Source organism: Kitasatospora nipponensis (assembly GCF_039528135.1).
Taxonomy (GTDB): Bacteria; Actinomycetota; Actinomycetes; order Streptomycetales; family Streptomycetaceae; genus Kitasatospora; species Kitasatospora nipponensis.
Window position 1 is genome coordinate 16,769 of sequence record NZ_BAAALF010000150.1, and the last position, 3,932, is coordinate 20,700.

The 3,932-nt window shown below is 75.7% G+C and carries 4 protein-coding genes; all 4 read right to left on the bottom strand.

What is annotated here, in order from left to right; all coding sequences use genetic code 11:
• On the bottom strand, positions 1 to 958 hold a 958-nt coding region (locus ABD323_RS30240), incomplete at its 3' end, for an acyl-CoA dehydrogenase family protein (RefSeq protein WP_344445207.1).
• A gap of 213 nt (positions 959 to 1,171) precedes the next feature.
• Positions 1,172 to 3,058, bottom strand: a complete 1,887-nt coding sequence (locus ABD323_RS30245; RefSeq protein ID WP_344445208.1) for a fatty acyl-AMP ligase — start codon at positions 3,056 to 3,058, stop codon at positions 1,172 to 1,174.
• Between the two features lie 158 nt (positions 3,059 to 3,216).
• Positions 3,217 to 3,534 carry a DUF6059 family protein gene (locus ABD323_RS30250; RefSeq protein WP_344445209.1) on the bottom strand — a complete coding sequence of 106 codons (318 nt, stop codon included), beginning with the start codon at positions 3,532 to 3,534 and terminating at the stop codon, positions 3,217 to 3,219.
• Between the two features lie 116 nt (positions 3,535 to 3,650).
• Complete coding sequence (locus ABD323_RS30255; protein WP_344445210.1) at positions 3,651 to 3,845, bottom strand: acyl-CoA carboxylase epsilon subunit; 195 nt, start codon at positions 3,843 to 3,845, stop codon at positions 3,651 to 3,653.
• Positions 3,846 to 3,932 lie beyond the last annotated feature (87 nt).

Sequence of the window (3,932 nt, forward strand, 5' to 3'; positions counted from 1 at the left end):
CACGCGGCCCCCCCGGGGCGGCGGCGCCCGCCTGCGCGGGGTCGGCCGGCGGCGGCATCGCGCCGCGGTCCAGCACGCAGGCCACCGCCGTGCGCAGGGCGGTGTCCGCGCTGCCGAGCGCCATCGAGGGGCCCACGCTGCGGATCACCGGGAAGATCTTCAGGGCCAGCTCCAGCCCCAGCCCCGCCTCGCCGACCAGCGCGTCGGCCGGCACCGGGCAGTCGTCGAAGGCGATCCCGCCCACCAGGCAGCCGCGCACCCCCAGGGTGCGGTGCCGCGGCAGCGCGGTGACGGTGTCGGCGGGCAGCGCGGCCCGCTCCACCAGCAGCACCGAGTGGCTGCGGCGACCCTGCCCGGTGCGGGCGAAGAGCACCAGGGCCTGCGCCCGGTCGACGTTGTTGAACGCCTCCTTGCGGCCGCTCAGCAGGTAGCCGGGCCGCTCCCGGCCCGCCGGGCGCGCACTGAACCCGTTCGACAGGAAGTCGCTGCCGCGCGCCAGCTCCGGGTAGGCGGCCACCAGGTGCCCGCCGCCGCGCAGCAGCCGCGCGGCCCGGCGCTGCTGGGCCGGGCTGCCGGCCGACCAGAGCACCACCGCGGCCAGGAAGTTGGTCACCCCGTAGCCCAGCGCCAGGGCCGCGTCCCGGCGGAAGACCGCGCGCACCACCCGGGCCAGGCTGTCCAGTTGGTCGAGCCGGCCGCCCAGCGGGCGGGGCACGAACTCGGCCCCCAGGCCGAACCGCTCCAGCAGCTCCTCGGCCGCGGCCAGCGGCTCCTGGCGCTCGTCGGCGGCCAGGAAGTGGACGCTGCCCAGCGGGTTGGCGGCGTCGGCGGGGTCGCCCAGCAGGCGCTCCAGCTGTGCGACCCGGCGTCTGACCCGCGCCTCGGCGGCGCTGGGCCGCGCTCCCGCGCCCGGCCCTGCGGTGCCGACCGGTCCCTTCGAGCTGCTGTCCTCGCCCACCGCCCACCTCACGTTGTTGTCTGGGGCCTCTCTTATGGATGTTGTCGGATCAGCGTGCGGCGTTGGGCGCCCGGCTGGGCGTGCCGGCGCAGCGTCCTCGTACTGGGTCGTACTTGGATGCTTCGCCGGTGCGTCCAAGGGGGCACCCCCGGCCGAAGGCTGGGGGAGGGATGCCCGGCGTCGCGCGCCCGGCAAGATCCATAAGAGAGGCCCCTAGTCCAACGGGGCGGGTGCGCCCGCCGCGCTCGCCACCAGCTGGCGCATCTCGGTGGTGACCACCGCGTGCAGGGGCTGGATCCCGCCGTCCAGGAAGAGCTGGCGCAGCGCGGTGCGCCGCAGCTTGCCGCTGGTGGTGCGCCGCACCGTGCCGGGGCGCACCAGCAGCACGTTCTCCGCCGCCACGTCGAACTCCTCGGCCACGCACCGCTGCACGGCGGTGGCCAGCGCCGGCAGTTCGGCCTCGGCGTCGCGCCCGGTGGTGCGCACCTCCTGGACCACCACCACCTGGTCGCGGTCGGCCTCCACCGAGAAGGCCGCCGCCGCGCCGAAGAGCACGCTCAGCCGCTGCACCTGCTGCTCGATGTCCTGCGGGTAGAGGTTGCGGCCCGCCACGATCAGGAGCTCCTTGATCCGCCCGGCCACCACCAGACCGTCCTCGGTCAGACAGCCCAGGTCACCGGTGCGCAGGTAGCCGCCGCTGCGGGCGGCACCCGGCTCCCGGTCGGGGCGCGCCTCGCCACCGGCGGGGGCGGGCAGCGCGTGGAAGGCCTCGGCGCTCTCGGCGACCCGGTTCCAGTAGCCCTGGGCCACCCCCGCCCCGCGCAGCCAGATCTCGCCGACCTCTCCGTCCGGCAGCGGGCGCAGACTCTGCGGATCCACGATCAGCGCCTCGGTGCCGGCCACCAGCCGGCCCGCCGGCACCACCGTGCGGGCGGCCTCGCCCGGCCGGGCCGGTGCGACCGTCACTCCCACCGGCGCCACCTGCTCACCAGCCGGCGCGGCCGGCTGCGCGGTCGGCGCGGCCGGCTGCACCGTGCGACGGGCCGTGCCCAGCCCGGCCGGGCCGCTGGCCACCAGCAGGGTGGCCTCGGCCATCCCGTAGCCGGCCCGCAGCGCCTGGGGCCGCAGGCCCGCCGGGGCGAACCGGTGCGCGAACGCCTCCAGGGTGGCGGCCCGCACGGTCTCCGCACCGCTGACCGCCACCTCCCAGCCGCTCAGGTCCAGCGTGCTCAGCTGCTCGTCGGTGACCCGGCGCGCGCAGAGGTCGAAGGCGAAGTCGGGGGCGCCGGAGACGCTCACCCCGAACTGCCCGATCATCTGCAGCCAGCGCACCGGCAGCTTGGCGAAGGAGAGCGCCGGCAGCAGGGCGGCCGAGCTGCCCAGGAAGAGCGGATGGAGTAACTGACCCACCAGGCCCATGTCGTGGTGGAACGGCAGCCAGCCCCCCAGCCGGGTGTGGGCGCCGGTGCCCAGCGCCAGCTGGATCGCGCGCTGGTTGGCCAGCAGGTTGGCGTGGGTGACCACCACGCCCTTGGGCTCGCCCACCGAGCCGGAGGTGTACTGCAGGAACGCCGGCTCCCCCGGGCGGCTCGCCGGCCGGCGCCAGGCGTCGGGGTCGCCGACGCCCGGGCGGTCGGTGGCCAGGCACAGCACCTCGGGACGGCCGATGGCCGCGATCAGCTGCGAGACCGCCGGGCCGTGCGCCGAGTCGGTCAGCACGAACCGCGCGGCACTGTCGCGCAGGATCCCGGCCAGCCGGTCGGCGGCCTGGCGTCCCACGCTGGGCGCGGGTGCCGGGACGGGGATCGCCCCGGCGTACAGGCAGCCCAGGAAGGCCGGCAGGAAGCCCGCGTTGCCGCCGTGGCAGACCACCACGCGCTGGCCCACCGGATCGCCCTGCTGGAGCCAGGAGGCGATCCGCTTGGCGGCCCGGTCGAGCTCGCCGTAACTGACCGGCGCGCTGTCCAGCGGGGCGCCGCCGACGGGTCGGGGGGTCCCCGGCTCGACGTCCCGCTCGCGGACGAAGCGGAACGCCTCGCGGTCTACCAGTTCTTCGCCGCGTTGAAGCAGCAGATCGGTGAAATCAGCAGCTCTGGCCACCACAACCCCCAGGACGTCCGGTCCGACTGACCCTCAGGAGCACCGCTGTCGTGCTGCGCGCCGCAGGCGGCGGCGCAGCTCAGGGCCGTGCACGCGCTAGAGCATGCGTGCGACCACTCAAGCACTGGTCGAAACTCCCGGGACCACCGCACGGTTCGTCACCAGCCTTCCTGTCGCGACAGCCGGGTCAGGCCGTCGAGCTCCTTCTGCAGCACCAACTCGGTGGCACTGAGCGGGATGTCGCCGCGCACCCGCTCCGGATGGTCGGCCGCCGGCGGGCTCAGTGGCGGCGGCGCCGGCGGCCGCAGCGCCTCGCGGACCTCCTGCTGGTACTGCCGCTGCTCGTCGAGGTAGTTCGGCGGCATGAACCCGTACATCGCGCCCAGGGTCCCCAGCGAGCGGTGCACCGCCGCCAGGAACCGCCGCAGCAGCGGACCCCGGGCGGAGCCCCCTCGATTCCGTCGTTGCCTTCGCACCGCCCGCCTCCTCCTGCCATCACCCGCTGGACCGCGGGTGTACTCGCCCTGGAGGGTGACAGCAGGCACTCGACAATCGCTCAGGGAACGCCACCGTGAGCTGCGGCGACGCATGCTCAGGCCGCCTGCTGCCAGCTGCGCGGCGAGCGGTAGACGGTGCGGATCAGCACCCGCCGGCGGCGGGCCGGGGCCGCGTCCTGCCGCTCGGCGCGCCGGGCCACGGCCAGCAGGACCGCGGTCAGCGCGGCGAGCTCCTGCGCGTCGAGCGTGCCGCGGGTGATCCGCACCAGCGGCTGGTCGGATTCGTCCATGGTCCTGGTTCCCCTCGCTCCGGTGGTCACTGCGGCGGGTTGCCGTGCTTGCGGGAGGGCAGGTCGGCGTGCTTGGTGCGGAGCATG

Excerpts from the sequence above, each read along its gene's own strand:
- ABD323_RS30255 (WP_344445210.1), bottom strand. The coding sequence starts at position 3,845 with ATGGACGAATCCGACCAGCCGCTGGTGCGGATCACCCGCGGCACGCTC.